At 62.0% G+C, this 24,734-nt stretch carries 23 protein-coding genes and 1 riboswitch; of the genes, 6 read left to right on the top strand and 17 right to left on the bottom strand.

What is annotated here, in order from left to right:
* Position 1: 1 nt before the first annotated feature.
* Genes VWZ85_RS06705 through VWZ85_RS06695 form a run of 3 tightly spaced genes read right to left on the bottom strand, consistent with a single transcriptional unit; the run spans position 2 to position 3,663 of the window.
* Positions 2-1,051, bottom strand: a complete 1,050-nt coding sequence (locus VWZ85_RS06705; RefSeq protein WP_340547359.1) for an ABC transporter permease — start codon at positions 1,049-1,051, stop codon at positions 2-4.
* Positions 1,041-2,621 (bottom strand): ABC transporter ATP-binding protein, encoded by a 1,581-nt coding sequence (locus VWZ85_RS06700; protein WP_416587497.1) that lies wholly within the window; start codon positions 2,619-2,621, stop codon positions 1,041-1,043. The genes VWZ85_RS06705 and VWZ85_RS06700 overlap by 11 nt, the downstream gene beginning before the upstream one ends.
* A gap of 10 nt (positions 2,622-2,631) precedes the next feature.
* On the bottom strand, positions 2,632-3,663 hold the full coding sequence (locus VWZ85_RS06695; RefSeq protein ID WP_416536659.1) for a BMP family protein: 1,032 nt from the start codon (positions 3,661-3,663) through the stop codon (positions 2,632-2,634).
* A gap of 293 nt (positions 3,664-3,956) precedes the next feature.
* On the opposite strand from VWZ85_RS06695, the gene VWZ85_RS06690 reads away from it, so the two are divergent.
* Positions 3,957-4,304: a RidA family protein gene (locus VWZ85_RS06690; RefSeq protein WP_340547356.1), complete on the top strand. Its 348-nt coding sequence runs from the start codon at positions 3,957-3,959 to the stop codon at positions 4,302-4,304.
* 60 nt (positions 4,305-4,364) lie between these two features.
* On the opposite strand, the gene VWZ85_RS06685 is transcribed toward VWZ85_RS06690, so the two are convergent.
* The 6 genes from VWZ85_RS06685 to paaZ all read right to left on the bottom strand — a co-directional run bounded on the left by VWZ85_RS06685 (position 4,365) and on the right by paaZ (position 10,984).
* Complete coding sequence (locus VWZ85_RS06685; RefSeq protein ID WP_416587495.1) at positions 4,365-5,444, bottom strand: FecCD family ABC transporter permease; 1,080 nt, start codon at positions 5,442-5,444, stop codon at positions 4,365-4,367.
* Position 5,445: 1 nt separating this feature from the next.
* A complete protein-coding gene (locus tag VWZ85_RS06680; RefSeq protein WP_416544628.1) occupies positions 5,446-6,426 on the bottom strand; it encodes an ABC transporter substrate-binding protein in 981 nt (326 codons plus the stop codon).
* Positions 6,427-6,441: 15 nt separating this feature from the next.
* Positions 6,442-7,227: an ABC transporter ATP-binding protein gene (locus VWZ85_RS06675; protein ID WP_340547353.1), complete on the bottom strand. Its 786-nt coding sequence runs from the start codon at positions 7,225-7,227 to the stop codon at positions 6,442-6,444.
* On the bottom strand, positions 7,224-7,667 hold the full coding sequence (locus VWZ85_RS06670; protein WP_340547352.1) for a DUF1636 domain-containing protein: 444 nt from the start codon (positions 7,665-7,667) through the stop codon (positions 7,224-7,226). Before VWZ85_RS06670 ends, VWZ85_RS06675 begins: the two co-directional genes overlap by 4 nt.
* A 103-nt stretch (positions 7,668-7,770) precedes the next feature.
* Positions 7,771-7,985, bottom strand: a riboswitch (cobalamin riboswitch).
* Between the two features lie 80 nt (positions 7,986-8,065).
* Positions 8,066-8,887 carry a PaaX family transcriptional regulator C-terminal domain-containing protein gene (locus VWZ85_RS06665; RefSeq protein WP_340547351.1) on the bottom strand — a complete coding sequence of 274 codons (822 nt, stop codon included), beginning with the start codon at positions 8,885-8,887 and terminating at the stop codon, positions 8,066-8,068.
* A 66-nt stretch (positions 8,888-8,953) separates the two neighbouring features.
* Positions 8,954-10,984, bottom strand: coding sequence for a phenylacetic acid degradation bifunctional protein PaaZ (gene paaZ, locus VWZ85_RS06660; protein ID WP_416587494.1), 2,031 nt, complete (start codon positions 10,982-10,984; stop codon positions 8,954-8,956).
* Positions 10,985-11,107: 123 nt separating this feature from the next.
* Between paaZ and paaG the strand changes: the two genes are divergently transcribed.
* Genes paaG through VWZ85_RS06640 form a run of 4 tightly spaced genes read left to right on the top strand, consistent with a single transcriptional unit; the run spans position 11,108 to position 14,268 of the window.
* A complete protein-coding gene (paaG, locus tag VWZ85_RS06655; RefSeq protein WP_416587493.1) occupies positions 11,108-11,893 on the top strand; it encodes a 2-(1,2-epoxy-1,2-dihydrophenyl)acetyl-CoA isomerase PaaG in 786 nt (261 codons plus the stop codon).
* A 2-nt stretch (positions 11,894-11,895) separates the two neighbouring features.
* Positions 11,896-12,321 (top strand): hydroxyphenylacetyl-CoA thioesterase PaaI, encoded by a 426-nt coding sequence (paaI, locus tag VWZ85_RS06650; protein ID WP_416587491.1) that lies wholly within the window; start codon positions 11,896-11,898, stop codon positions 12,319-12,321.
* Positions 12,322-12,354: 33 nt separating this feature from the next.
* Positions 12,355-13,665 (top strand): phenylacetate--CoA ligase PaaK, encoded by a 1,311-nt coding sequence (gene paaK / locus VWZ85_RS06645; RefSeq protein ID WP_416587490.1) that lies wholly within the window; start codon positions 12,355-12,357, stop codon positions 13,663-13,665.
* Between the two features lie 6 nt (positions 13,666-13,671).
* Positions 13,672-14,268 carry a TetR/AcrR family transcriptional regulator gene (locus VWZ85_RS06640; protein ID WP_340547346.1) on the top strand — a complete coding sequence of 199 codons (597 nt, stop codon included), beginning with the start codon at positions 13,672-13,674 and terminating at the stop codon, positions 14,266-14,268.
* Between the two features lie 204 nt (positions 14,269-14,472).
* On the opposite strand, the gene VWZ85_RS06635 is transcribed toward VWZ85_RS06640, so the two are convergent.
* Positions 14,473-14,679, bottom strand: a complete 207-nt coding sequence (locus tag VWZ85_RS06635; RefSeq protein WP_014875579.1) for a cold-shock protein — start codon at positions 14,677-14,679, stop codon at positions 14,473-14,475.
* Positions 14,680-14,733: 54 nt separating this feature from the next.
* The gene (trpS, locus tag VWZ85_RS06630) at positions 14,734-15,762 is read right to left on the bottom strand and encodes a tryptophan--tRNA ligase (RefSeq protein ID WP_416536669.1); all 1,029 of its coding nucleotides are present in this window, start codon (positions 15,760-15,762) and stop codon (positions 14,734-14,736) included.
* 128 nt (positions 15,763-15,890) lie between these two features.
* Between trpS and VWZ85_RS06625 the strand changes: the two genes are divergently transcribed.
* On the top strand, positions 15,891-16,577 hold the full coding sequence (locus VWZ85_RS06625) for a rhomboid family intramembrane serine protease (RefSeq protein WP_340547344.1): 687 nt from the start codon (positions 15,891-15,893) through the stop codon (positions 16,575-16,577).
* 95 nt (positions 16,578-16,672) lie between these two features.
* Here the strand turns inward: VWZ85_RS06625 and VWZ85_RS06620 are convergent, their stop codons facing one another.
* The 6 genes from VWZ85_RS06620 to bhcA all read right to left on the bottom strand — a co-directional run bounded on the left by VWZ85_RS06620 (position 16,673) and on the right by bhcA (position 24,656).
* The gene (locus VWZ85_RS06620) at positions 16,673-18,739 is read right to left on the bottom strand and encodes a TRAP transporter large permease subunit (RefSeq protein ID WP_416587489.1); all 2,067 of its coding nucleotides are present in this window, start codon (positions 18,737-18,739) and stop codon (positions 16,673-16,675) included.
* A 78-nt stretch (positions 18,740-18,817) separates the two neighbouring features.
* Positions 18,818-19,864: a TRAP transporter substrate-binding protein gene (locus tag VWZ85_RS06615; RefSeq protein WP_340547342.1), complete on the bottom strand. Its 1,047-nt coding sequence runs from the start codon at positions 19,862-19,864 to the stop codon at positions 18,818-18,820.
* A 343-nt stretch (positions 19,865-20,207) separates the two neighbouring features.
* Positions 20,208-21,200 (bottom strand): iminosuccinate reductase BhcD, encoded by a 993-nt coding sequence (gene bhcD / locus VWZ85_RS06610; protein ID WP_340547341.1) that lies wholly within the window; start codon positions 21,198-21,200, stop codon positions 20,208-20,210.
* An 86-nt stretch (positions 21,201-21,286) separates the two neighbouring features.
* Positions 21,287-22,450 carry a 3-hydroxy-D-aspartate aldolase BhcC gene (bhcC, locus tag VWZ85_RS06605; protein WP_416536672.1) on the bottom strand — a complete coding sequence of 388 codons (1,164 nt, stop codon included), beginning with the start codon at positions 22,448-22,450 and terminating at the stop codon, positions 21,287-21,289.
* Positions 22,451-22,491: 41 nt separating this feature from the next.
* On the bottom strand, positions 22,492-23,466 hold the full coding sequence (bhcB, locus tag VWZ85_RS06600) for a beta-hydroxyaspartate dehydratase BhcB (protein WP_416539961.1): 975 nt from the start codon (positions 23,464-23,466) through the stop codon (positions 22,492-22,494).
* On the bottom strand, positions 23,466-24,656 hold the full coding sequence (gene bhcA / locus VWZ85_RS06595) for an L-aspartate--glyoxylate aminotransferase BhcA (protein WP_340547338.1): 1,191 nt from the start codon (positions 24,654-24,656) through the stop codon (positions 23,466-23,468). The genes bhcB and bhcA overlap by 1 nt, the downstream gene beginning before the upstream one ends.
* Positions 24,657-24,734 lie beyond the last annotated feature (78 nt).

The following is a 24,734-nucleotide window of genomic DNA, read 5'->3' as shown; positions in this document are numbered from 1 at the left end:
CTCAGTCCCTCCGCAGCCGGAATTTGCTGAGCAGGATCGCCAGCACCATCAGCAGCAGAGCCGAGGCCAGCATGATATCGGCCAGATAGCTGGGAACACCTGCGGCGCGGCTCATACTGTCGGCCCCGACAAAGATCGCGGCGACAAACAGCGCTGCAAAAACCACGCCAATCGGATGCAGCAGCGCCAGCATGGCCACAACGATGCCCGTGTAGCCAAAACCGGGGCTGAGATCGAGCGTCAGCGCCCCCTTGAGGCCGGCCACCTCCGAATAACCCGCCAGCCCGGCCAGCCCGCCGGACAACAGCGCGGTTTTCAGGATCACCTTTGTAACCGGAATGCCCGCAAATCGCGCGGCTTCGGCGTTCTGGCCAACTGCGCGCATCTCATAGCCCAGCGTGGTGCGGGTGTTGATCACCCAGATCACCAGCGCTGAAATCAGCGCCAGCGCAAACCCCCAGTGCAGCCGCAGCCCGTCCACCACCCGGGGCAGCCGCGCGTCGGCGCTTAGCCGGGGTGATTTTGGCCAACCCATGCCCATCGGATCCTTCAGCGGCCCTTCCAGCAGGTAGGAGACGAACAACAGGAATATGAAGTTGAACAGCAGCGTGGTGACCACCTCATCCACCCCCAGCCGCGTTTTGAGCAGCGCAGGCCCCAGCAGCAGCACCGCCCCCGCGATCAGAGCCGCCGCACCAAGCAGGGGCAGCAACAGCGGTGCAGGCAGGTTCAGCGCGCCGGTGCCCAGAACAACGGTGATCACAGCCCCAGCATAGAGCTGCGCCTCGGCTCCGATATTCCAGAGCTTGGCACGAAAGGCGACCGCAACCGCCAGACCGGTGAAAATCAGCGGGGTTGCGCGGTTCAACGTCTCAAGCAGCGCAAATTTCGACCCGAATGCCCCGCTCAGGATCAGGCCAAAGATCGACAGCGGTTCCCCCCCGGCGACCTGTGCAAGCGCGGCAGCAATGACAAATGTCGCCAGCAGTGCAAGGGCAGGCGGCAGCAGCCGCCGCTGCCAGCTTGGCGCGGCAATCGGTTCAAGCCGCATGGCCATCCTCCGTCTGTGGGGCATCCGACCGATCGTCAAACCCATGGCCGGCCATCCAGGCGCCCAGTTCCTCGGGCTGTTTGCTGCCACGGGCAAAACCGGGGCTCAGACGCCCTTCGCTGATCACATGGATCACATCGGAAAGCTGCATGATTTCGTCCAGATCCTCGGAAATCAGCAGAACCGCCGCCCCGCGCGCGCAGGCTTTGGCCAATTGTTCATGCACATAGGTGACCGCGCCGATATCCAGCCCGCGCACCGGCTGGTTGGCCAGAATGATCTGCGGGGCCTGCTCCAGCACACGGCCAAGGATCAGCTTTTGCATATTGCCGCCCGACAGCAGCCGGATGCGCGTGTCGGGGCCGGGACAGCGCACGTCATAGCCTGCGATCACCGTCTTGGCGAAGTCACGCGCGGCCCGCCAGTCGAGCCAGCCACGGCGGCTGAAGCGGGTCGCATAGGTTTCAAGGATCGCGTTTTCGGTCAGGTCAAAATCGGCAATCGTGCCGGTCTTGTGCCGGTCTTCGGGGATGCGGGCGATCCCGCTGTTGATCGCCTCACGCGGGGACCAGCCTGCCGGGGCGGCGCCGTTCAGGGTCAGCCTGCCGGACTGCGGCGTGATCAGCCCCGAGACCAGATCAGAAAGCGCGGCCTGACCATTGCCGGACACCCCGGCCAATCCGGTGATCTGACCCGCCGCCAGTTCCAGTGACACGCGCTGCAATCCGGGTGTTGCCCCGATGCTGGGGGTGGAGACCTTATGCAGCTGCAACAAGGCAGGGCCGGGGGCGTTGGCGGTGAAATCCGCCGGCGTCACTTCTGCCCCCACCATCAGCGCCGCCAGTTCGTCACGGCTGGTCTCGGCGGTACGCCGCTCGGCCACCAGCCGGCCATGGCGCAGCACCAGCACGCGGTCGGAGATTGCCATCACCTCATGCAGCTTATGCGAGATGAAGATCACCGACAGACCACGGGCGATGGCTTCGCGCAGCGTGGCAAACAGCGCATCGGTCTCCTGCGGTGTCAGAACCGCTGTGGGCTCGTCCAGAATAAGGATCCGGGCATCGCGGTACAGCGCCTTCAGGATTTCCACCCGCTGGCGTTCGCCGACGGTGAGTCGCGAGACCTTGGCGTTGGGATCGACTTTCAGATGAAACTGCTTCGCCAGCGCGCGGATACGGGCCTTTGCGGGTCCTGCCCGCAGGCCCAGACCCAGCAGCGGCTCCACGCCAAGGGTGATATTCTCCCAGACCGTCAGATTATCCGCCAGCGTGAAATGCTGATGCACCATGCCGACGCCGCCATCCAGCGCGGCGCGCGGTGCACCGGGGGGCAGGGCCGTGCCGAACAGTTCCACGCCGCCAGCGTCCGCCGTGTATTGTCCGAACAGAATATTCATCAGCGTGGTCTTGCCCGCGCCATTCTCTCCCAGCAGGGCGATCACCTCGCCTGCAAACAGGTCAAAGCTCACGTCATCATTTGCGGTGACGCTGCCAAAATGCTTGGTGATGTGTTGCAGGCGCAGCACCGGGCCACTGCCCGATGCCTGCGCCGTCTGGTCCGGCGTCATGCGCAGCTGCTCAGGAGGAGCCGGGCTCGGTGTCGTTGATCTCCACCACAAAAGAGCCATCCTTGATCGCTGCGCTGCGGCTGGCGATCAGATCCAGTGCCTCCTGCGGGATCTTGCCCTCAAAGGTGCCAAAAGGCGCCAGCGAGGCTCCGCCCTCCTTCATGAAGGAATAGATGCCATAGTCGGCAGCGGTGAAATTGCCGTCCCGCACCTTGGCGATGGCCGCATCCAGCGTCGGCTCAAAATGCCACAGCGCCGAGGCCGCCACCGTGTCAGGATAGTCGCTCTGGGTGTCGATCACATTGCCGATGGCCAGCACGCCCTTCTCCTTGGCCGCGTCGGAGACGCCAAAGCGTTCCGCATAGAGCATATCGGCACCGTTCTCGATCATGGCGAATGCGGTTTCCTTGGCCTTGGGCGGATCAAACCAGCTGCCGATGAACGAGACCTGGAATTTGATATCGGGGTTCATCTCCCGCGCGCCCGCCATAAAGGCGTGCATCAGACGGTTCACCTCAGGAATGGGAAAACCGCCGACCATGCCGATATTGCCGCTCTCCGACATGGCCCCGGCCACGATCCCCGACAGGTAGGAGGCATCCTGAATGTAGTTGTCGAAGACCGCCAGATTGGGCAGCGCCGGATCCTCCTTGAAGGAAGAGCCCATCAGGAAGGCCACATCGGGATAATCTGCCGCCACCTCGCGGGCCTCCGCCTCAACGCCGAAGATCTCACCGATGATCAGCTTGTGCCCCTGTTCGGCATATTCGCGCATCACGCGCGGATAATCGGTGTTCGAGGTGTTTTCGGAAAACGTATAGGTGATGTCGCCACGGTTCTCTGCGGCGAGGGCGGCAACATGGATCCGGCTGACCCATTGCTGTTCGACGGGCACGGTGTAGATGCCTGCAACCTTGATCGGCTCGGCCGCTGTGGCCCGAAGCGGCAGCGAGGCGGCAAGCCCGACGGTCAGCGCCCCGGCGGCACAGCTGAGCAGAAAGTGGCGGCGCGACATCCGCGCGCTGGTCTTGGTCTGTGTCATGTCATTTCCCCCTGTCGATGGCCCTGCGTTGGTGCAGGCTCTTTGGAACGTCGCCGGTCATGCCCGCGTGGTGTCGACGCTAGGGGGCTGGTCGTGACCCCGGCAATACGCGCCCTGTGTTCCGCAGGGGAAACTATAGGGGCGCGCTTCTCTTTTGGGCAAGGATGAATTCAGATATCGAAATTTGTGCGGTATTTGAACCGCTTGCCCTGCGCATTGCCTTGCTTTCGATGGGGCGGTATCCATGGTGCGGACCCGCCCTGTCGGCGCGGCCGACACCGAACGAGGATCACATGACACAGATTGAACGCAGCCACACCGGCCCCCGCATGAGCCAGATCGTCAAACATGGCGATACCATCTATCTGGCCGGTCAGGTCGGCACCGCCGGGGCCAGCGTCGCGCAGCAGACGCAGGATTGCCTCGACAATATCGACCGGCTGCTGGCAGAGGCGGGCAGCGACAAAACGCGTATCCTGCAATGCACCATCTGGCTGTCTGACATGGCTGATTTTGCTGCGATGAACGAGGTGTGGGACGCCTGGGTGCCCGAGGGGCATACCCCGGCCCGGGCCTGCGGCGAGGCAAAGCTGGCGCGCCCCGAGTTTCTGGTGGAGATGATCGTCGTTGCCGCGGCCTGAGGCTGATAATTGCAAAAGGCCCCCGTCAGCGATGGGGGCCTTCTTTGGGATCGGGCGACCTTAGCGCCGCCGCAGCAGCCAGATAAAGAAGACGCCGCCGACCAGCCCGGTGACCAGCCCGATCGGCATGTCCTCTGGCGCCATCAGGGTGCGGGCGGCGATATCGGCAGAGACCAGAAACAGCCCGCCGAATAGTGCCGAGACCGGCAGCACCCAGCGGTGATCACCGCCAACGATCAGCCGTGCCACATGCGGGACGATCAGCCCGACAAAGCCGATCATTCCGGAAAAGGCCACCATCACCCCGGTGACCAGCGCGCCGACGCAAAAGGTCATCAGCCGGAACCGCGCCACCGGTATGCCCAGGGTTGTTGCCGTTTCGTCACCGACGGTCATCGCATTGAGATCGCCAGAGCGGGACCAGAGCCACCCCCCGCAGAGCAGCAGCACCACCAGCGGATAGGCCAGGTGGCTCCACTGCGCGAGGCCAAGCCCGCCCAGCATCCAGAACACCACGGTATGGGTGGCGCGCGGATCTCCAAGGAAAATCAGAATATTGGCGCCTGCCATGATCACAAAGGAGACCGCCACGCCAACCAGAACCAGCCGGTCAGCGGTTGTCGCCTCGGCAAAGCGGGAGACCGCAAGGACCAGCGCGGTTGCGCCCAATGCGCCGACAAAGGCCAGCAAGGGCACTGTGAGAAGCCCGAGAAACAACCCGGTGTGCAGCAGCGCCAGAATGGCACCAAAGGCACCGCCGGCCGAAATGCCCAGCAGATGCGGATCTGCCAGCGGGTTGCGGGTCACCGCCTGAAGGCTGGCACCCACCATGGCCAGACCGGCCCCGACCATCATCGCAAGCAGCGCGCGGGGAAACCGGATATCCCAGACGATGGCCGCCTGCCCCTTGGTCCAGCCTGCGGCGAAATCGGCGCCCGATCCGCCGCCCAGCTTGTCGGCGATGATCCCCCAGACGGAGGTCAGCGGGACGCCGACCGCGCCCACGGAGACCGCAATCGACAGGGTCAGGGCCGTCAACAAGGCCCCGCCCAGGATCCAGGCCAGCCGCCCGCGCAGGCGCCGCCGGGCACGCGCGCTCAGGCGCGGCTCAGATGCGTGATGTGCGTCGGCTGTGGACATATCAGTTGCTTACCGCATCCGCGCGGGCGGCGTCAAAACCGGTGGCAAGTGTCTTGATCGCGCGGATATTGCGCGGACCCGGTGTGGCTTCGACATATTCCAGCGTCACGAAACGGTCGTTCTTCACCGCGTCGATCTCGGCAAAGGCCGGGTTGCCCCGCATGAAGGCGCGTTTTTCCTCGGCGGTGACCGAGCCGTAGTTGACGATGACAATCACTTCGGGGTTGCGCTCGACCACGGCTTCCCAGGTGACGGTGGCCCAGCTTTTCTCCAGATCATCCATCACATTGCTGCCGCCCGCGGCCTCGATCAGCGCGGTGGGCATGGCGTATTTCCCGGCGGTAAAGGGCGAATCCTCGCCGCTGTCATAGACAAAGACCCGCAGCGGCTCACCCGTCTCGGGGCGGTCCTTGGCAAAGGCGGCAAGCTCGTCCTTATAGCCGGCCACCAGCGCCTCGGCGGTGTCCTCGACCGCAAAGATCCGGCCCAGATTCAGCAGGTCATTATACATGTCATCCATGCTGACCTTGGCTTTTTCGCCGATGTGAATGCAGCTCTCGGTCAGCTCATAGACCTTGATGTCAAACGGCGCGAGTGTCTCGGGTGTGACCTCTCCGCCCACTTTCATGCCGTAGTTCCAGCCGGCAAAGTAGAAATCCGCACCGGCGCCGATCAGCACTTCCTTGGAGGGGTATTTGGCCGATAGTTCCGGCAGCTCCGCCACGCCTGCGCGCATGACCGGATCCAGCGTTTTCCAGCCGGAAATACCGGTGTAGCCGACCATGCGGTCAGCCAGACCCAGTGCCAGCATCATTTCGGTGAGATTGACGTCGTTGGAGACCGCGCGTTTTGGCGGTGTCGCAAAACTGACACTGCGGTTGCAGCTCTGCACGGTGGTCTCGGCCTGCGCCGCCGGGGCCAGGGAGGCACCAAGTAGGGTGGCGGCAAGCAGCGGCATCACAGTGGAAAGGCGGGCAAACATGATCAGGTGGTGTCCTTATGAAACAGGGAGATGAAAGGTAAGGTGATCCTGCCCGGAGGGGGCAAGTGTCTCGCGCCTCGCAGCGACGTTGAAGACCTCGCTAACGGTATCTTCGCTCAGAACGTCGCGCGGTGCGCCAAAGGCCAGCGTGCGGCCCTGCGCCATCAGCAGGATGTCGTCGCAGACCCCGGCTGCTATGTTCAGATCATGCAGGCTGGTGATGATGGTCACGTCGAGATCCCGGATCAGCTCCAGCACATCAAGCTGATGGCGAATGTCCAGATGGTTGGTGGGTTCGTCCAGCACCAGCAGGGCCGGCTCCTGCGCCAGCGCACGCGCCACCATGACCCGCTGACGTTCGCCGCCCGACAGGGTGCCAAAGGCACGATCGGCCATCTCGCCCAGTTCCAGACGATGGAGCATCCGGTCGACAATCGCCGCATCGCGGGCGCCCGGCGTGGCAAAACCGGACCGGTAGGGCGCGCGCCCCAGCGCGACAATCTCGGCCACGGTCAGGGCAAAATCGGTGGGTTGCTCCTGCAAGACAGCGGCAACGCGCTGCGCTGCGGCCTTGGGTGGAAGGGCCCAGATGTCGCTGTCGCCGACCTCAACCCTGCCACTGCGCGGCTGGTTGAACCGGTAGATCACCCGCAGCAGGCTGGATTTGCCGGCCCCATTCGGCCCCACCACGCCCAGCACCCGGCCCGCATCCAGATGAAAACTCGTCGGATGCAAGATCAGCGGAGCCATGCGGCCCGGCCCCCAGCTGACATCGGTCACGGTTACGGCAGCTGCGGTCATTCGGCAGGCTCCACCTGTTGCAGCGCCGCAGGGGCGTCGATGGCGGGCGCCGGGATCGCAGCGGCCGGGGCGGCCGGAACCAGGGCCGGGATGCGCGACAATGTGCAACGGCGCAGTTTTCCGGGGCGGTCAACCGAACTGCACCAGCCGTCAGCCAGCATCTGGTAGAGATCGGTGAAACTCAGGATATCGGCGAGATCCTCCTCGGGGCTGAGATCGCCAAAGACATAGCTTGCCTTGCCATCCGCCTGAAATCCGACGGTACAGGGATGGCTGCATCCGGCCATACAGGCCACGCCGGCAACCTCGATCGCCGCGCTGCCACGCCGGTCGAGTTCACGGCGCAGGGCCGCAATCAGCTCCGGCCCCGGACGGCTGCCCGGGGTCGCGCCCTTGCAGGATGTGCACACCAGAATACGGTGCCGTGCTGTCCCGTCCATAGCGCCCTCCGCGCAATCCGGTCAGGTGAAGAGGGGGAAGGGGATCAGCAATGCCTCAGCACCACGCAAAATCGTCCTGCCCGCCGGAACACCCCGCCCGGTCAATAGGTTTCCAGTCGATGGCAGGTCTCCTGACTTGCGGGTTGCTGCGGGCCTCGGCCTTCCCGGCGCCAGCGCCAGTGGTCAATCGAGGTCGCTCACCGCTCACAGTTGCGGGGGCAGTCGCGGATTCGGCGCCTGATGGCTACACCACACCGCGTTCCCTTTTCATCCCGTGACCGCTTTTGGGTCTTGGGAACCATCTCCGGTTTTGGGTAGATTTCTCGCCGGGGTTTGTAAAGGGGAAACCGTCTGCCAATGCGTGTGCCGCCAGGGCGGAGGTGGCGCAAATGCGCGCCTCAGGGCTCTTCGGGCTGAAGCAGTTCACCACCGGCGCCAAGCCGGGGGCGCGGCAGGTGCTGCAACAGGGTTGCTACGCGCTGGCGGCAATGCTCCCCGGTCCAGTCTGCGGGGTGAAACCGGGGCGGCAGGTCGGGGTGGCGCAGCACCACACGCCGCCAGCGGTGCACGATCAGGGTCCGAAGCGTGGCAATCTGCGCCGGATCAAGCGCGCCTGCCTCGGTCATCTTTGGCGGTGTCAGACCGCTCAACGTGGTGTCGAGCCGGGCGCAGGCCTGTCTCAGGTCATCGGGAAACAGCCGGTCCCGCAGCCAATCGGGCACGGTCAATTCCGGCTGTTCCACCACAAGGAAATTGTCCCGACCCTGCGGCAGCGGACCGTGACCCAGCAGGGTCGAACGGTTGATCGCGACATAATTGGGCTGCTGCACCAGCGCATCCAGCGCGCTGTTCTGCCCATCCGCAGCCACCAGCAGGTGCCAGTCGGCGGGGGGCACGGTGGTTGGCGCATAGATGCGCGGGGTGACGGCGGCGGACTGACTGCGCCCCATCGGCGTCAGGAAATGGACCGACGCCCGGCCCGAGCGTGTGCTGTCGATCCAGCCATCCTTGCGCAGCCGGTGCAGCGCCACGCGGATCGCTTCGGGCTTGATGCCCATAGGCGTGATGATCCGGGTGAGGGCGCTGCCGCCGATCTGATCCCCCTCGCGCTGCGCCAGATCGCCAAACAGCGAGACAATAATCGACCACACCCGCTGGTTCTGCGGATCGCTGAGGGCGGTTACGGCGGTGTCAAACCAGAGGGTCTGCGTGTCGGTCATATAGAATAGATAAATCGCCCGGGCCGGTTAGGCCAGACCGGGCGAGTGTTTCACTGCAAACACCTGTCAGAAGGCATTCATCGTCAGCAGCTCATATTCGGCGGCAATCTCGTCGTCCTGATTGGTCAGGGTGACATGCCAGCGCACTTCGCCGTAGTCCTCGTTGCGGGGAGTTTTTTTCTTCACCGTCAGGCGCACCCTGATGCTGTCACCTGCCGAAACCGGCTTCATGAAGCGCAGGGAGTCGAGGCCGGTATTGGCCAGAACTGGGCCTTCGTCAGGCTGCACGAACATGCCCGCCGCAAACGACAACAGCAGGTAGCCATGCGCCACGCGGCCCGGGAAGAACGGGTTCCGCTTGGCGGCGGCGTCGTCCATGTGGGCATAGAAGGTGTCGCCGGTGAAATGGGCGAAGGTCTCGATATCCTCCAGCGTCACGGTGCGCGGCGCGGTGTGCAGGGTCTCGCCAATCGCCAGCTCGCCGAATTTGCGGGTGAACGGATGTGCCGGGCCCTTGATCTCGGTGCCGCCGGGGACCCATGTCTTGCCAATCGCAGACAGGATATCGGGCGAGCCCTGGATAGCGGTGCGCTGCATGTAGTGTTTGACGCCGCGCACGCCGCCCAGCTCCTCGCCACCGCCGGCACGGCCCGGGCCGCCATGCACCATGTGGGGCAGGGGGGAACCATGGCCGGTCGATTCCTTCATCGAGTCGCGGTTGTTGAAATAAAGCCGCCCGTGGTAGGCGCCAGCCCCCAGCGCGACCTCGCGGGCCACCTCAGTATCATGGGTGATGACCGAGGCGACCAGCGAGCCTTCACCGCGATTGGCGAGAGCAATCGCATGGCTCAGATCGCGGTAGCCCATGATGGTGGAGACGGGGCCGAAGGCCTCGGTGTCATGGATCCGCTGGGCATGGTCCGGGTCGGCGCAGTGGAACAGCATCGGCGGCACAAAGGCGCCTTTGTCGGCGTCTGCACCATCGACGGTGAAGTTCTCGGGATCACCGAAGACACGCTCAGCTTCCTGGCCGATGATCGCCGCCTTTTCCAGCACGTCACGCTTCTGGCTGTTGGAGACCAGCGCGCCCATGCGGGTGGTTTCCAGACGCGGGTCGCCGATCTGGGTTTTGGCCAGGCGGGCAGAGAGCGCCTCGATCACCGCGTCCACCTGCGCCTGCGGCGCGATGATGCGGCGGATGGCGGTGCATTTCTGACCTGCCTTGGTGGTCATCTCACGGCTGACCTCCTTGACGAACAGGTCAAACTCCGGCGTTCCGGGCTGCGCGTCCGGGCCCAGGATCGACGCGTTGAGGCTGTCCTGTTCGGCCACAAAACGGACCGAGTTTTCCAGGATCACCGGGTTCGCCCGCAGCTTCAGCGCGGTCTGCGCCGAGCCGGTGAAACTGACCACATCCTGCATGGTCAGATGGTCCAGCATGTCACTGAGGCCGCCGGACACCAGCTGTAGTGCCCCGTCGGGCAGGAGGCCCGAGTCCAGCATCAGCCGCACCGCCAGCTCGGTGACATAGCAGGTGGCGGTCGCCGGTTTCACGATGGCCGGAACCCCCGCGAGCAGGGTCGGCGCCAGCTTCTCCAGCATCCCCCAGACCGGGAAGTTGAAGGCGTTGATATGCACTGCAACCCCTTGCAAAGGCGTGCAGATATGCTGACCGAGGAAGGTGCCGTTGCGGGAGAGCTGCTCCACATCGCCGTCCAGATAAACATGCCCGTCCGGCATTTCGCGGCGCCCCTTGGAGGCGAAGACGAACATGGTGCCGATGCCGCCGTCGATGTCGATCATGTGGTCGGACTGGGTGGCACCGGTGTTGAACGACAGATCGTAAAGCGCCTGCTTGTGCTGGTTCAGGTGGCCTGCCAGCGCCTTCAGCATCCGGGCGCGGTCGTGGAATGTCAGCTTGCGTAAAGAGGGACCGCCCACCGTGCGGGCATGGTCGAGCATTGCCTGCACATCCAGCGCATCATTGCCGGCCTGGGCGAGAGGTGCGCCGGTAATGGCGCTGGCGATGTTGCGCGCGCCAGCCCCCGGTGCAACCCATTGGCCCGCAACAAAGCTGGAAACATCAAGAAGGCTCATGAGCGCGATCCTTTGCATCTGAACCAATGTGGTTCGGTCTGAGGTGAGAAGCTCCAAATATATTGACCAACCGGTCGGTTTATGCAAGATCTTTGTTAACACATGTACGAGGGAGGCGCTGTGATGTCTGAGACGCTGCTGGTGAAGGACCACGAAAACTGGGTGGAAATCACCCTGAACCGCCCGGACCGGCTGAACTCTTTCAACGAAGAGATGCACCATGCCTTGCGCGCCGCCCTTGAAGCCGCGCGTGACAGCCGCGCCCGTGCAGTGCTGCTGACCGGCGCTGGCCGTGGCTTTTGTGCAGGTCAGGATCTTGGCGACCGCGACCCCCGCAAGATGGATGGTCCCCCCGATCTCGGGCACACGGTGCGGACCTTTTACGCGCCACTTGTGAACCTCATCCGCGCGCTGGACGTTCCGGTGATCTGTGCCGTCAATGGCGTGGCGGCCGGGGCAGGGGCCAATCTGGCGCTGGCCTGCGACGTGGTGCTGGCGGCGGAAAGCGCCAAGTTCATCCAGTCGTTCTCCAAGGTAGGCCTGATCCCGGATACCGGCGGCAGCTGGCATCTGCCGCGCCTGCTGGGCGAGGCCCGCGCCAAGGGGCTGGCACTGACCGCCGAACCGCTGCCTGCGAAGAAGGCCGAGGACTGGGGCCTGATCTGGAAGGCGCTGCCGGACGGCGAGCTATTGGCCGAGGCCCGAGCGATGGCGGAAAAATTCGCAAATGGCCCGACGCTGGGCCTCGGCCTGACCAAACATTGCATTCAGGCGGCGGCGGTCAACACGCTGTCTGACCAGCTGGAGATCGAGGCGGACGCCATGAAAACCTGCGGCGAAAGCGCGGACTACGCCGAGGGCGTCGCCAGCTTCCTGGAAAAACGCGCACCTGTGTTCAAGGGCAAATGACCATGACCCCGAAAGAACGTGCCGAGAAATCCGCCGCTGCCATGTGGGCCGAAGACCATGCGTCCAAATGGGCGGGGATGGAGATCACCCATGTGGATGAGGGTGAGGCGACGCTGGAGCTGACCATCGCCCAGCATCACTGCAACGGCCATGGCATCTGCCACGGTGGTGTTACCTTCATGCTGGCCGACAGCGCCTTTGCCTTTGCCTGCAACAGCCGCAACCAGTCGACCGTGGCGCAGCACAATGTGATCAGCTTCACCGCGCCCGGACGGCTGGGCGACAGGCTGATTGCCATCGCCCGCGAGGTGTCCCTGACCGGGCGCAGCGGTATTTATGACGTGACAGTGACCAATCAGGACGGCCAGCAGATCGCCGAATTCCGGGGCTTTTCCCGGGCGATAAAGGGCCAGCTGTTTGATGAGTAAGCCCTATTGCAAAGACAAGCTGTGGAGAACGCCATGGAAGACCTGAGCCCGAAGAAGGCAGATCTGGACCCGATCGAGATCGCCTCGATCGACGAAATCCGCGACCTTCAGCTCACGCGGCTGAAATGGTCGCTGCGCCACGCCTATGACAACGTGCCGATGTATAAGGCGCGCTTTGACGAGGCAGGGGTGCATCCCGACGATCTACAACAGCTCTCGGATCTGGCGAAGTTCCCCTTCACCTATAAGAACGACCTGCGGGACAACTACCCGTTCGGCCTGTTTGCGGTGCCGCGCAGTGAAATCATCCGCCTGCACGCGTCCTCCGGCACCACCGGCAAACCGACCGTTGTGGGCTATACGGCGAATGATATCAGCAACTGGGCCGATCTGGTGGCGCGGTCCTTGCGGGCCTCGGGCCTGCGCAAGGGCGACATGGTGCATAACGCCTATGGCTACGGGCTGTTCACCGGCGGCCTGGGCGCGCATTACGGGATCGAACGGCTGGGCGCCACTGTTGTTCCGATGTCGGGCGGGCAGACCGAAAAACAGGTGGGCCTGATCACTGATTTCAAACCCGACGGCATCATGGTGACGCCCTCCTACATGCTCAACATCCTGGAGCAGTTCCACAAGGTCGGCTTTGATCCGCGCGAGTGCTCGCTGAAGGTTGGCGTTTTCGGGGCCGAACCCTGGACCGACGCCATGCGCAAGGAGGTCGAGGCGGCCTTTGACATGCACGCGGTCGATATTTACGGCCTATCCGAGATCATGGGGCCGGGTGTCGCCAATGAATGCGTCGAGACCAAGGATGGTCCGGTGATCTGGGAGGACCACTTCCTGCCGGAGATCATCGACCCGAAGACCGGCGAGGTGCTGCCGGACGGGGAGATGGGCGAGCTGGTGTTCACCACGCTGACCAAGGAAGGCCTGCCGATGATCCGCTACCGCACCCGCGACCTGACCCGGCTGCTGCCGGGCACCGCGCGCACGATGCGGCGGATGGAGAAGATCACCGGCCGCAGCGACGACATGATTATCCTGCGCGGCGTCAACGTCTTCCCCAGCCAGGTGGAGGAGCAGCTCTTGGCCACCGGCGGGCTGGCGCCTTACTATCAGATCGAGCTGTATAAATCCGGTCGCATGGACGCGATGCGGGTCTTTGTGGAGGCCAACCCGGATGCCGCCGACGAACTCAGCAAGACCGCAGCCGCGCGGATGCTGACCAAGCGGATCAAGGATATGGTTGGCGTCTCCAGCGAGATCATTGTAGGCGAGCCGGGATCGGTGGAGCGCAGCCAGGGCAAGGCCAAGCGCGTCGTCGACAACCGCAGCAAGGAGTAACCCGGCTTGGCCCGCACCATCGCAAAAGACCACGACCACAAGCGCGCCCAGATCCTGAAATCCGCGGCGAAAGTCTTTGCCGAGGAGGGGTTCGACCGTGCGTCGATGACCCAGCTCGCGCGCGAATGCGGAATCTCCAAGGCGAATATCTACCATTACTACGACAGCAAGGATGCCGTGTTGTTCGGCCTCCTTGATACCTATCTCAGCGCGCTGCGCGACCGGGTCTGCACGGTCGATGTGACGGGCTTGTCGCCCGAGCAGCGTCTGCGGCGCATCGTGTCGGAAATCCTGCTGGCCTATCAGGGCGCCGATCATGAGCATCAGGTCCAGATCAGCGCCATGGGCGCCCTGCCAGAAGCGCAGCAGAAACTCCTGCGCGCCTACCAGCGCGAACTGGTGCAGCTGGTCAGCGATGCCCTTGCCGGTGTGGCCGCGCCAACAATTGCCAGGGATCCGGCCAGGCTGCGCGCCGTGACCATGTCCGTCTTTGGCATGTTGAACTGGTACTATATGTGGAATTCCGGCGCAGGCCCGGAGGCACGCGAGGATTACGCGCAGATGGTGGCGGATCTGACGATGAACGGCATTCGCGCGCTCTAGCAGGCGACCGTCGCCGCCGCTTGTCATCCAGAGCCATGACCAGAACAGGCCCGGAGATGGCCCTGAATAGGCCCCGGAACAGGCAAAAGACCCGAATACGCAAAAGGCCGCCTGAAACGGGCGGCCTTAGGTGATTCTATCCACAGGTCACTGTGGTCAGAATGTCTTTAGATGGATGGGCGCGGAAACTCCGCGCCGCGATCCTTACAGCAGTTCCAGCGAACCTGCGGACTGCTTGCCGTCACGACCAGTTTCCAGTTCGTAGGAAACTTTTTGGTTGTCGTTCAAACCATTAAGGCCCGAGCGTTCAACCGCAGAGATGTGTACAAACACGTCCTTGCCGCCAGACTCAGGCTCGATAAAGCCGTAGCCTTTTGTTGCGTTGAACCATTTCACGGTGCCATTGGCCATCCGAATTCTCCAGTATCTATCTCCCCGCAGGGTGCGGGATCGTAAGGCCTGATATCACAGAGTAACCGGCGCGACCATGCCCACAATGTCATAAGTTTTGCGAAGAATGGGGGCTGTGATTTCTCGGGCACGCTCTGATCCCCGGGCAAGGATCTTGTCGATTTCGTCCTGATGCTGCATCAGCCGGGCCATTTCCGTGGTGATCGGCGCCATTTTCGAAACCGACAGGTCGGCCAGCATCGGCTTGAACTCGGAAAACGGCTTGCCGCCGACTTCGGCCAGCACCTGTTCCACCGACAGTTCGGCCATGGCGGCATAGATATTGACCAGATTGCGCGCCTCGGGCCGCCCCTCAAGCCCCTCAACCTCGGAGGGCAGGGCATCTGGGTCGGTCTTGGCCTTGCGGATCTTCTTGGCGATGGTGTCGGCATCATCCGTCAGATTGATGCGGCTGGCATCCGAGGGGTCGGACTTCGACATCTTTTTCGATCCGTCGCGCAGGGACATGACGCGGGTGGCCGCCCCTTCGATCACCGGCTCGGTCTCCGGGAAGAAGTTGACTCCGTAGTCGTGATTGAACTTCATCGCGATGTCGCGGGTCAGCTCCAGATGCTGCTTCTGGTCCTCGCCCACCGGCACATGGGTGGCGTGATAGACCAGAATGTCCGCCGCCATCAGCGCCGGATAGGCAAAGAGACCAAGCGAGGCGTTCTGCGCATTTTTGCCGGCCTTGTCCTTCCACTGGGTCATCCGCTGCATCCAGCCCATGCGGGCGACGCAGTTGAAGATCCAGGCCAGCTGCGCATGTTCAGGCACCTGGCTCTGGTTGATCAGGATCGACTGCTCGGGGTCCAGACCCGCAGCAATGAAGCCCGCGCAAAGCTCACGCGTGGATTTCTTCAGATCCGCCGGATCCTGCCAGACGGTGATCGCGTGCAGATCCACCATGCAGTAGATGCTCTCCACGTCCTTGGCCTGCCAGTCCACGAACCGCTTCAGCGCGCCAAGATAGTTGCCAAGGTGCAGATTGCCCGATGGCTGGATGCCGGAAAACACGCGGGGCGTGAATGTGGTCTCGGTCATCAAGAAACTCCCGTCTGGAATTAGGATCCTCGCTGGCTTAACCATGGCGGCAACCCTCGTCAACCGCGCGCGGATCAACCGGGCGGCCGGGCAGAACAGCAGAGCAGGCAAGCAGGAGCAAGAACACGATGGAATATCAAAAAGAGCCGTCGCCGGTGAACCCGCTGCCGCCCGTGGTGGTGGCGCTGGTGCTGATCCTCTTTGCCATCGAGGCCGGATTTTCCCTCGGCGCGCGCGGCATCATCGGCGGCCCCGAGGCGATTGGCTGGCGGCTGCAGGCGATCCAGACCTATTCGTTCTCGTCCGACATCTTCTGGTGGATGTGGGAGACCGGGCAATGGCCGGTGGAGCATCTGATCCGCTTTGTCTCCTATCCCTTTGTGCATGTGGCCTTTACCCAGACGCTGTTTGTCTGCGTTTTCGTGCTCGCCATGGGCAAGATGGTGGGCGAGATATTTGGCGATCTGGCCATGGTTCTGGTGTTTCTGATATCCGGCATTGGCGGCGCCTTTGGCTATGCGCTGCTCACTCAATCGCCGGTGCCGCTGATCGGCGGTTTCCCCGCCGTCTACGGGCTGATCGGGGCCTTTACCTATATCCTGTGGCGGCAATTGTCGCTTGTCGGCGCCCAGCAAAGCCGCGCCTTCACGCTGATTGCCTTTCTGATGGGGATCCAGCTGCTGTTTGGCCTGCTGTTTGGCGGCACGCTTGACTGGGTCGCTGATCTCTGCGGATTTGCCACCGGCTTTGGTCTCTCCTTCTTCCTCGCCCCCGGTGGCTGGGCCCGTATCCGCAACCGCATCCGCCGGGAGTAGGGGGCGAAGGCCGCAGGATCGGACAGGGCGTTCTCAGCTCGATACTGGCAGCGCAACGGGCTGGCGGCGCCACTCTGGACGCCACCAGCCTGGCCTCAATAGGCCACCGATGGCAGCCAGGTCGCGATCGACGGGAACCAGATCACCAGGGCGAGTCCGGTCAATTGCAGCAGGATGAAGGGAACGACGCCCTTGTAGATATCCGTCAGCGTGACCTCGGGCGGGCAGACGCCTTTCAGGTAGAACAGCGAAAACCCCACCGGCGGTGTCAGGAAGCTGGTTTGCAGCGTTACAGCGACGAGGATCACGAACCAGACAAGCTCCGGGTTATCCAGCCCATAGCCAGGTACCGACAAACTCATTGCCGCAATGATCGGAGCGACAAGCGGCAGGATGATGAGCGTGATCTCGATCCAGTCCAACACAAAACCAAGCAGAAATACGATGAACAGAATGAACAGGATCGTGCCCATTTCTCCCAGGCCCATGCCTTCGATGGTGTGGGTGATCAGCTCATCGCCGCCCAATTCGCGCAGAACAAAGGCAAAGCAGGTGGCACCAAGGAAGATCGCAAAGATATAGGCCGTTGTCTTGAACGTGTTCCGTGTCACTTCGACCAGTTTCGCGATTGTCAGCTTGCGATAGCCTATTGCCAGCAGCGTGGCCCCGGCGGCGCCAACGCCTGACGCTTCCGTCGGTGTCGCAAGACCGGCAAAGATCGACCCCAACACGGCAAAGATCAGCGCCACGGGCGGCAGAACCGCCTTGAACACATCCCAGATCGCCGCCCAGTCCACCTTCTTGGCACCCTCAGGCAGTGGCGCCACATCAGCGCGCAGGGTTGAAATCACCACGATGTAGAGGATGTAAAGGCCCCCGATGATCAGGCCGGGAAACAGCGCCGCCATAAACAGATCACCCACTGACAGCGCCATCTGGTCGGCCATGATGACCAGCATGATCGACGGCGGGATCAGAATGCCAAGCGTGCCGGACGAGGCAATCACGCCTGCCGCCAGTGTCTTGGAATATTTCTGTTCCATCATCGCGGGCATCGACAAAAGACCCAACAGCACGACGGACGCCCCGACGATACCGGTCGAGGCGGCCAAGATGATCCCGATCGCGGTCACGGTGATGGCCAGGCCCCCACGCATGGTGCCGAACAATCTCTGCATCGAGGTCATCAGCCGCTGTGCCACGCCGCTTTCGTCCAGCATCAGCCCCATGAAGATAAACATGGGAAGGGCAACAAGAACGGCGTTGGACATCGTCGCGTAAACACGGTTCACAACCGCGCCAAGTGTCAGGTAATCGAGCCCCGTAAACGTGGCCTCCATGCCCGTCCAGAGCAGCATGTCATTGTCACCGAGGTAAGCAATACCACAGTAAAGAACGCCGATGCCCGACAGGACCCAGGCGACCGGAATGCCGGTGAACAGGACACCGACGAAGGACATGAACATTGCGATGACGAGCTTTTCCTCAGGCGCCTCCACCAGCTGCATCAGGGTGAACGTCACGATGGCGAAGCCAACCATCATCCACATGAGGGGTTTCAGACCAGCACGATCCGACGATGGATCGGCGCGGGTCACCAGCATGTAGAGGTCATGAATCAAGCGTGCGACAGCAGCCATGGCAATCAGAACAAAGCTGGCCGGGATAACAGCCTTCAGCAGCCAGCGCGCCGGTAGGCCGGTGGGGCTGTCGGAGCGTTCGTTGACCCGGTAACTGTCCTGAAAATAGTCGAGACCCTGATCAATCATCAGGTAGCAGAACGGCAAGATCAGAACCACGATCCCGACAATTTCAATCACCCGCCGGGCGCGGAAGGAAAAGCCGGCACGCAAAACGTCGACGCGGACATGGGCGTCGGTGCTTAGCGCATAGGACACGCCGACCATGGTTGTCAGCGCATAGAGATGCCACTGCAATTCATCCAGCTTTGGAAAATTCAAATCCAGCGTATAGCGCATCCCAACCTGCACTATGATAGCAAGGATCAGGAGCACATTTGCCCACATAACGACGTGTCCGACGCCCTTGACCAGCCGGTCCAGCGTGGCTGCGAATTTCGGGTCTTTCCGGTCGTCGTTTTCGATTTCTTCCCAAAGCGGGTCATAGTGGGCGTCTTGGTGATCGTGAGATGTCGATGTCATTTCTTTTCCTCCCCTGAACCGGGCCTCCCCCGATCAGATCAAAAACCCGGACCGCAAAGCCGGTCCGGGTCAGATGTGTTACTGGCGTGGCAGGAATGCGTGGGCTTTCCACAGGGCGTAGCCTTCGCTGAACTCATTCAGGTCGGCGTATACCTTTGCAAAGAACTCATCGTTTGCGGCTTCTTCCTCGGCCACCTCGGTCCAGGTCGCGCGGAAGACGTCCAGCATCTCGGGTGTCCAGTCGACAATGGTCACGCCGTTTTCATCGACGTTCTTCTGCATCGCTGCAAACTGGATCGCCTCACCTTCGGCAAAGCTCTCGGTCATCTGCGCCCGGCAGGTCAGCTCAATCTGGGCCTGCAAGGTCGGGTTCAGCTCGTTCCATTCATCCTTGTTGATGATCAGTTCAAAGATGGTGGCCTGCTGATGCCAGCCGGGGAAGTAATTGTACTTCGCCAGTTTGTGGAAACCGAGACGCTGGTCGATGGCGGGCATCGAGAACTCGGTGGCGTCGATTGCCCCTTTTTCCAGGGCCGGGAAGATCTCACCGCCGGGCAGCAGGGATGTGGCAACGCCCAGTTTCTGCATGACTTTGCCGCCCAGACCGAAGAAGCGCATCTTCAGGCCGTTCAGCTGTTCAACCGATGTGATTTCTTCAGCGAACCACCCCGAGGTTTCCGGTGCAATAATGGTGCAGGGAAGAACTTTGACGTTGAAACCGGCCTGATCGTACATCTCCTGATACAGATCCATGCCATTGCCGTAGTAGAGCCAGGCCATGTATTCGCCTGCTTCGGGGCCGAATGGGACAGCCGAGAACAACGGCGCTGCCGGAATCTTGCCGGCCCAGTAGCCAGCGGTGGCAAAACCCGAGTTGATCTTGCCGGATGACACCGCATCAAGAATCTCAAACGCCGGAACCAGCTTGCCGGGCTCGTAGACCTTCATCTTGATGGCCCCACCTGAGATAGCCGCAAGATCCTCCGACACGCGAACGATCGGTGTGCCAAGCCCAGGCAGTTCAGTTGAAAAGGCGACCGGCGTTTTCAGCAGAATTTTGTCTGAGGCAAAGGCCGGTGCCGCGGCCAGAGCCGCTGCGGCGAGAGCTGTTGCTACTTTCTTCATGTCGTTTTCCTCCTTGATGACATGTGTCCGGATCTTTTTGCAGACCTGGTTGGGTAAGCCGGGGATCACGTCCCGGCCTTGTGCGCCTCGCAAGGCATCTTGAAACCTGTCGAGATTGGGCGCGCACCCGACCGGGTGCGCGTGGTTTTGCGCGTGCTTCCAAAGGGAACACTCTGGTCAGGGACAGCAGCCAACGGCGATCAAACATATTTTGACCCGCATCTGACTTTCCCGGATCCTGCGGTCTGCCGGCCCCGACATCCCCGGCGATTTCGACGGCGTGCCCCGGTTGGGCCGCACCTTCCGCGTCCGAGCCTCCGATCTCTTCACCGGAGGGCCGCTTTTACAAAGCGACGCGTGTCGCCAGATTTCTTTCATCAGCGATCCGCGCCGCGACTGAGGCGACGGCCAGATCCTGAAGGCCCACACCGGTGCCATCAAACACAGTGATTTCACTGTCACTGCTGCGGCCCGGATGGTCGCCGTTGATCACGGCACCGATGGGTGTGATGTCAGCTTCGTCGATCAGCCCGGATGCGATTGCATGTTGCGCCTCGCCAATGGTGATCGACTGGGCGATCTCATCCGCAAAGACGGTGGCCTTGCCAAAGAGCGCCGCGTCCACTTCCATCTTGCCCTTGGTGTCTGTGCCCATGCAGGCAATATGCGTGCCGGGCTTGATCCAGTCGGCCATCAACAGCGGTTCAAACGCCGATGTAATGGTGATGATCACATCCGCCTGCGCGCCCAGCTCTTCTTGCGTTACGGCTTCGAACTCCAGACCCAGCTCTTCAGCCACGGCGCCCAGACGCGGCAGCATGTCGGGATGCGGGTTCCAGGCGACGACCTTCTCGAAATCGCGCTGTTCGGCAGCGGCCCGAAGCTGAAAGGTGGATTGATGACCTGCGCCCACCATGCCAAGGACTCTGGCGTCCTGTCGCGCCAGATGAGCAATTGAGACGGATGACGAGGCAGCGGTACGGACTGCTGTCAGGTAGTTGCCGCCGACCAGCGCCTGAAGACGACCGGTATCTGGATCAAACAGAAAGATGGTGGACTGGTGGTTGGTCAGCCCCTTGTCCATGTTGCCGGGCCAGAAGCCACCGGATTTCACACCCAGAGATTTCCCCGCCCGGTCAAAACCAGATTTGAACCCATAGAGCGCATCGGCGTATCCGATCGCCTCGCGGATCACCGGGAAATTGTAAGCGTCTCCGCGCGCCATGGCGCCAAAAACAGCCTCTACCGCGTCAAAAGCATCAGCACGGCTGACGGTTTTTGCGCAGATCTCCTCGCTGACAATCAGCAATCCATCGGTGTCAGTTGGGTTGGTCATCGTCTTGTTCCTTTGTGAGTTCATTTTGCGGGGGCGGCGTCTAGCACCACGCCGCACCCCGCGCGCCAGTGGGAGGAGGGCTGGCGTTAATAGGCTTTGCCGCGGGCGGAGACGGGCCAGAGGGTTTCGACCTTGCCGCCCCGCACGCCGACATACCAATCATGGACGTTGCAGGTCGGGTCACAATGACCTGGCACGAGCCGGAGCTTGTCATTGACCTTCAGGGCTCCACCGGGATCTGCGACAACGCCATGCTCATCCGAACATTTGAGATATTCGACATCGTCGCGGCCGTAGATAAAGGGCAACCCACTGTCTACGGACTGGGTCTTGAGGCCTGCATCCACGATGGCCTTGTCGGCCTTGGAGTGGCTCATGACCGTGGTCAGGATGAACAAGGCGTTCTCCCATTCCCCAGCGTCGATGCGCTTGCCGTCCTTGTCGAGGATGCGGCCATAGTCGGCATCCATGAAGGCGTAGGAGCCACATTGCAATTCGTTGTAAACACCCGAGTTCGACTCGAAGTAATAAGATCCGGTGCCGCCGCCACCGACGATGTCACACTCCAGGCCTTCGGTTTTCAGCGTGTCGACCGCATCCCTGACCATGGCCACCGCAACGTCGATCTTCGCCTTGCGCTCGTTATAGTCGTCAAGATGCTGCATCGCGCCCTGATAGGCCTGGATGCCGGCAAATTTCAGACCTTCTGCGGCGTCGATGGCCTTGGCGATTTCCACGACATCGCGCGTGCTCGACACGCCACAGCGTCCTGCGCCACAGTCAATTTCGACGAGGCATTCGATCTGGGTCCCATGCGTCCTGGCCGCAGCCGAAAGGTCAGCCACATTGTCGATATCATCGACACAACAGATCGCGCGGGCGCCCAGCTTCGGCAGACGCGCAAGACGGTCGATCTTGGCGGCGTCGCGCACCTGGTTCGATACCAGAATATCCTTGATACCACCCCGGGCGAAGACCTCAGCTTCAGAGACCTTCTGACAGCAGACACCGCAGGCGCCGCCGAGCTCTTCCTGAAGCTTCTGCACGTCGACCGACTTGTGCATCTTGCCGTGGGTGCGGTGGCGCATACCGTGATCCTTGGCATAGTCGCCCATCTTCTTGATGTTGCGCTCCAGCGCGTCCAGATCCAGCACAAGGCATGGGGTCTGTATGTCAGCCTCATCCATGCCCGGTTTGGCCGGGATGTCGTAGCCCACTTCGAATGCGTCGAGATTGGTCATGTCCTTCATGTCCGTGCTCCTCTGTCGGGATTTCAGTAAGATGATTGAGATCAGGCGGCGGTCAGCCAGGGCAGCTTGTCGAGGTCGACATTGCCACCGGTTATGATCAGGCCGACGCGCTTGCCCCTGAAGGCCTCCGGGTTCTTGAGAACCGTTGCGAGCGAAACCGCCGATGATGGCTCCATGACCACCCGCAGGTGCTTCCAGGCCAGCTTCATCGCATCAATGATGTCGTGCTCGGAGGCTGTGTAAATCTCGGACACATGGGTCGAAACGAAGTGCCAGGTCAGGTCCTTGAGCGGCACCAGCAGCCCGTCCGCAATGGTCTTGGGTGCGTCATCGGCAATGATATATCCGGCCTTGAAGCTGCGAAACGCATCGTCGGCCTGTTCGGGTTCGGCCGCGATCACCTTGGTTTCCGGCGCAAGTGTCGACAGGGTCAGGCAGGTTCCCGAAATCATGCCGCCGCCACCGATCGGGGCCACAACCATATCGAGGCCACCGGTCTGTTCCATGAATTCCTTCGAGCAGGTCCCCTGGCCAGCGATGACGCGCGGGTCGTTATAGGGGTGCACGAAGTCACCGCCGGTTTCGCTTTGCACTTTGGCAAAGGTCTCCTCGCGCGAGGTGGTAGAGGGCTCACATTCGGTGATCTTGCCGCCGTAGCGGCGCACCGTGTCTTTCTTGGCCTGTGGCGCGGTGTGCGGCATGACCACATTGCACGGGATACCCCGCAACATCGCCGCATAGCTCAGGCAGGAAGCATGGTTGCCCGAGGAATGCGTCGCAACACCCTTTGCCGCCTGGTCATCATCAAGGCCGAATACGGCGTTCGAGGCACCGCGCACTTTGAAAGCACCCGGCTCCTGAAAGTTCTCGCACTTGAAAAACAGGTCGCACCCGGCGATCTCGTTCAGGTAATCCGACGTCCGCACCGGTGTACGGCGGATATGTGGCTTGATCCGCTCATGCGCGGCCAGCATGTCCTCGTAGGTGGGGATATACATGGGTTGGATATCCTTCATCACGCGGCCGCTTTGGCTGCGGTTGCATGGGTGCTGCGGAAATACTCCTGTGCGGCAGTCACCCCGCTGCCGAGTTGGACCGGATAATCGAGATCGGCCATCGCCATCTCTATGGTGGCAAGACCGGACAGAACCATGACGTCGGTCAGGCTGCCCAGATGGCCGATGCGAAAGGCCTTGCCGTTCATCTCGCCGAGCCCAATCCCGAAGGACACGCCGTAGGCGTCAAAGGCGTGCTCGGTCAGCGCATTGCTGTCGAACCCCTCTGGCACATAGATCGCGCTCACCGTGTCCGAGTAGAGCTCGGGCGATTGGGCGACCAGCTTCAGCCCCCATGCCTGAACCGCGCGGCGCACGCCTTCCGCCAGCCGGAAGTGGCGGGCGTAAACGTTCTCCAGCCCTTCTTCAAAAAGCATCTTCAGGCTTTCGCCCATGCCGTAAATCAGCTGCAACGGCGGCGTATAGGGAAATCCGCCTGAGGCGTTGGCCGCCATCATGTCGCGGAAATCAAAGAAGGTACGGGGCAATGTGGCGGTTGCCATTGCGTCCAGCGCTTTGGGGCTGACACACAGGATGGCCATGCCGGTGGCCAGCATGAAGCCCTTCTGCGACCCGGATACCGCGATATCCACGCCCCAATCGTCAAAGCGGAACTCCATCGACGCCAGCGAGCTGACGCAATCCACAAACAGCATCGCCGGGTGGCTGGCGGCGTCCATCGCCTTGCGAACGCCCGCGATGTCCGACCGCACGCCGGTCGCTGTCTCGTTGTGGGTGACCAGAACGGCCTTGATCTTATGGTCCTTGTCTGCGCTCAGCACGGCTTCGAATTTCTCGGCGGGCGCACCGCTACCCCAGGCGCATTCGATAATCTGAACATCCAGACCATGACGCTGGCACAGGTCGATCCAGCGGTGGCTGAACATGCCGTAGCGCGCCACGAGAACCGTATCGCCGGGGCTGAGGGTATTTGTGACAGAGGCCTCCCAGCCACCGGTCCCGCTTGCGGGAAAGGTGATGATCTTGCCATTCGTCGAACCAAACACTTTCTTTGTGCCCTCCAGAACCGGTGCAAACGTGCTGACAAAATCCGGAGCGCGGTGGTCCCGCGTCTGAACATGCATCGCCGACAAGAGCCTCTCGGGAATGTTGGTGGGGCCTGGAATAAAGACTGGATTTTGATCTGACATCACTCGATTCTCCGCTTTGGTAAGTTAATATTACCAGTTCGAAGACGTGCTGCAATTTTCTTGAAAAAGATTTTCATT

Source organism: Phaeobacter sp. JH20_29, assembly GCF_048056175.1.
Taxonomy (GTDB): Bacteria; Pseudomonadota; Alphaproteobacteria; order Rhodobacterales; family Rhodobacteraceae; genus Phaeobacter; species Phaeobacter bryozoorum.
The sequence above is the reverse complement of the archived record's forward strand: the minus strand, read 5'-3'. Positions and strand labels throughout refer to the sequence as shown.

What these genes read in the sequence shown, in the direction of transcription:
- paaG (WP_416587493.1), top strand. Translation starts at nt 11,108, where the DNA reads ATGTCTGAGACGCTGCTGGTGAAGGACCACGAAAACTGGGTGGAAATC.
- VWZ85_RS06695 (WP_416536659.1), bottom strand. Translation starts at nt 3,663, where the DNA reads ATGACACAGACCAAGACCAGCGCGCGGATGTCGCGCCGCCACTTTCTG.
- bhcD (WP_340547341.1), bottom strand. Translation starts at nt 21,200, where the DNA reads ATGACCAACCCAACTGACACCGATGGATTGCTGATTGTCAGCGAGGAG.
- VWZ85_RS06675 (WP_340547353.1), bottom strand. Translation starts at nt 7,227, where the DNA reads ATGACCGCAGCTGCCGTAACCGTGACCGATGTCAGCTGGGGGCCGGGC.
- VWZ85_RS06625 (WP_340547344.1), top strand. Translation starts at nt 15,891, where the DNA reads ATGGAATATCAAAAAGAGCCGTCGCCGGTGAACCCGCTGCCGCCCGTG.
- VWZ85_RS06700 (WP_416587497.1), bottom strand. Translation starts at nt 2,621, where the DNA reads ATGACGCCGGACCAGACGGCGCAGGCATCGGGCAGTGGCCCGGTGCTG.
- bhcA (WP_340547338.1), bottom strand. Translation starts at nt 24,656, where the DNA reads ATGTCAGATCAAAATCCAGTCTTTATTCCAGGCCCCACCAACATTCCC.
- VWZ85_RS06690 (WP_340547356.1), top strand. Translation starts at nt 3,957, where the DNA reads ATGACACAGATTGAACGCAGCCACACCGGCCCCCGCATGAGCCAGATC.
- VWZ85_RS06685 (WP_416587495.1), bottom strand. Translation starts at nt 5,444, where the DNA reads ATGTCCACAGCCGACGCACATCACGCATCTGAGCCGCGCCTGAGCGCG.
- VWZ85_RS06615 (WP_340547342.1), bottom strand. Translation starts at nt 19,864, where the DNA reads ATGAAGAAAGTAGCAACAGCTCTCGCCGCAGCGGCTCTGGCCGCGGCA.
- paaZ (WP_416587494.1), bottom strand. Translation starts at nt 10,984, where the DNA reads ATGAGCCTTCTTGATGTTTCCAGCTTTGTTGCGGGCCAATGGGTTGCA.
- bhcC (WP_416536672.1), bottom strand. Translation starts at nt 22,450, where the DNA reads ATGAAGGACATGACCAATCTCGACGCATTCGAAGTGGGCTACGACATC.
- VWZ85_RS06620 (WP_416587489.1), bottom strand. Translation starts at nt 18,739, where the DNA reads ATGACATCGACATCTCACGATCACCAAGACGCCCACTATGACCCGCTT.
- VWZ85_RS06705 (WP_340547359.1), bottom strand. Translation starts at nt 1,051, where the DNA reads ATGCGGCTTGAACCGATTGCCGCGCCAAGCTGGCAGCGGCGGCTGCTG.
- VWZ85_RS06635 (WP_014875579.1), bottom strand. Translation starts at nt 14,679, where the DNA reads ATGGCCAATGGCACCGTGAAATGGTTCAACGCAACAAAAGGCTACGGC.
- paaK (WP_416587490.1), top strand. Translation starts at nt 12,355, where the DNA reads ATGGAAGACCTGAGCCCGAAGAAGGCAGATCTGGACCCGATCGAGATC.
- bhcB (WP_416539961.1), bottom strand. Translation starts at nt 23,466, where the DNA reads ATGAAGGATATCCAACCCATGTATATCCCCACCTACGAGGACATGCTG.
- paaI (WP_416587491.1), top strand. Translation starts at nt 11,896, where the DNA reads ATGACCCCGAAAGAACGTGCCGAGAAATCCGCCGCTGCCATGTGGGCC.
- VWZ85_RS06670 (WP_340547352.1), bottom strand. Translation starts at nt 7,667, where the DNA reads ATGGACGGGACAGCACGGCACCGTATTCTGGTGTGCACATCCTGCAAG.
- trpS (WP_416536669.1), bottom strand. Translation starts at nt 15,762, where the DNA reads ATGACCGAGACCACATTCACGCCCCGCGTGTTTTCCGGCATCCAGCCA.
- VWZ85_RS06665 (WP_340547351.1), bottom strand. Translation starts at nt 8,887, where the DNA reads ATGACCGACACGCAGACCCTCTGGTTTGACACCGCCGTAACCGCCCTC.
- VWZ85_RS06680 (WP_416544628.1), bottom strand. Translation starts at nt 6,426, where the DNA reads ATGTTTGCCCGCCTTTCCACTGTGATGCCGCTGCTTGCCGCCACCCTA.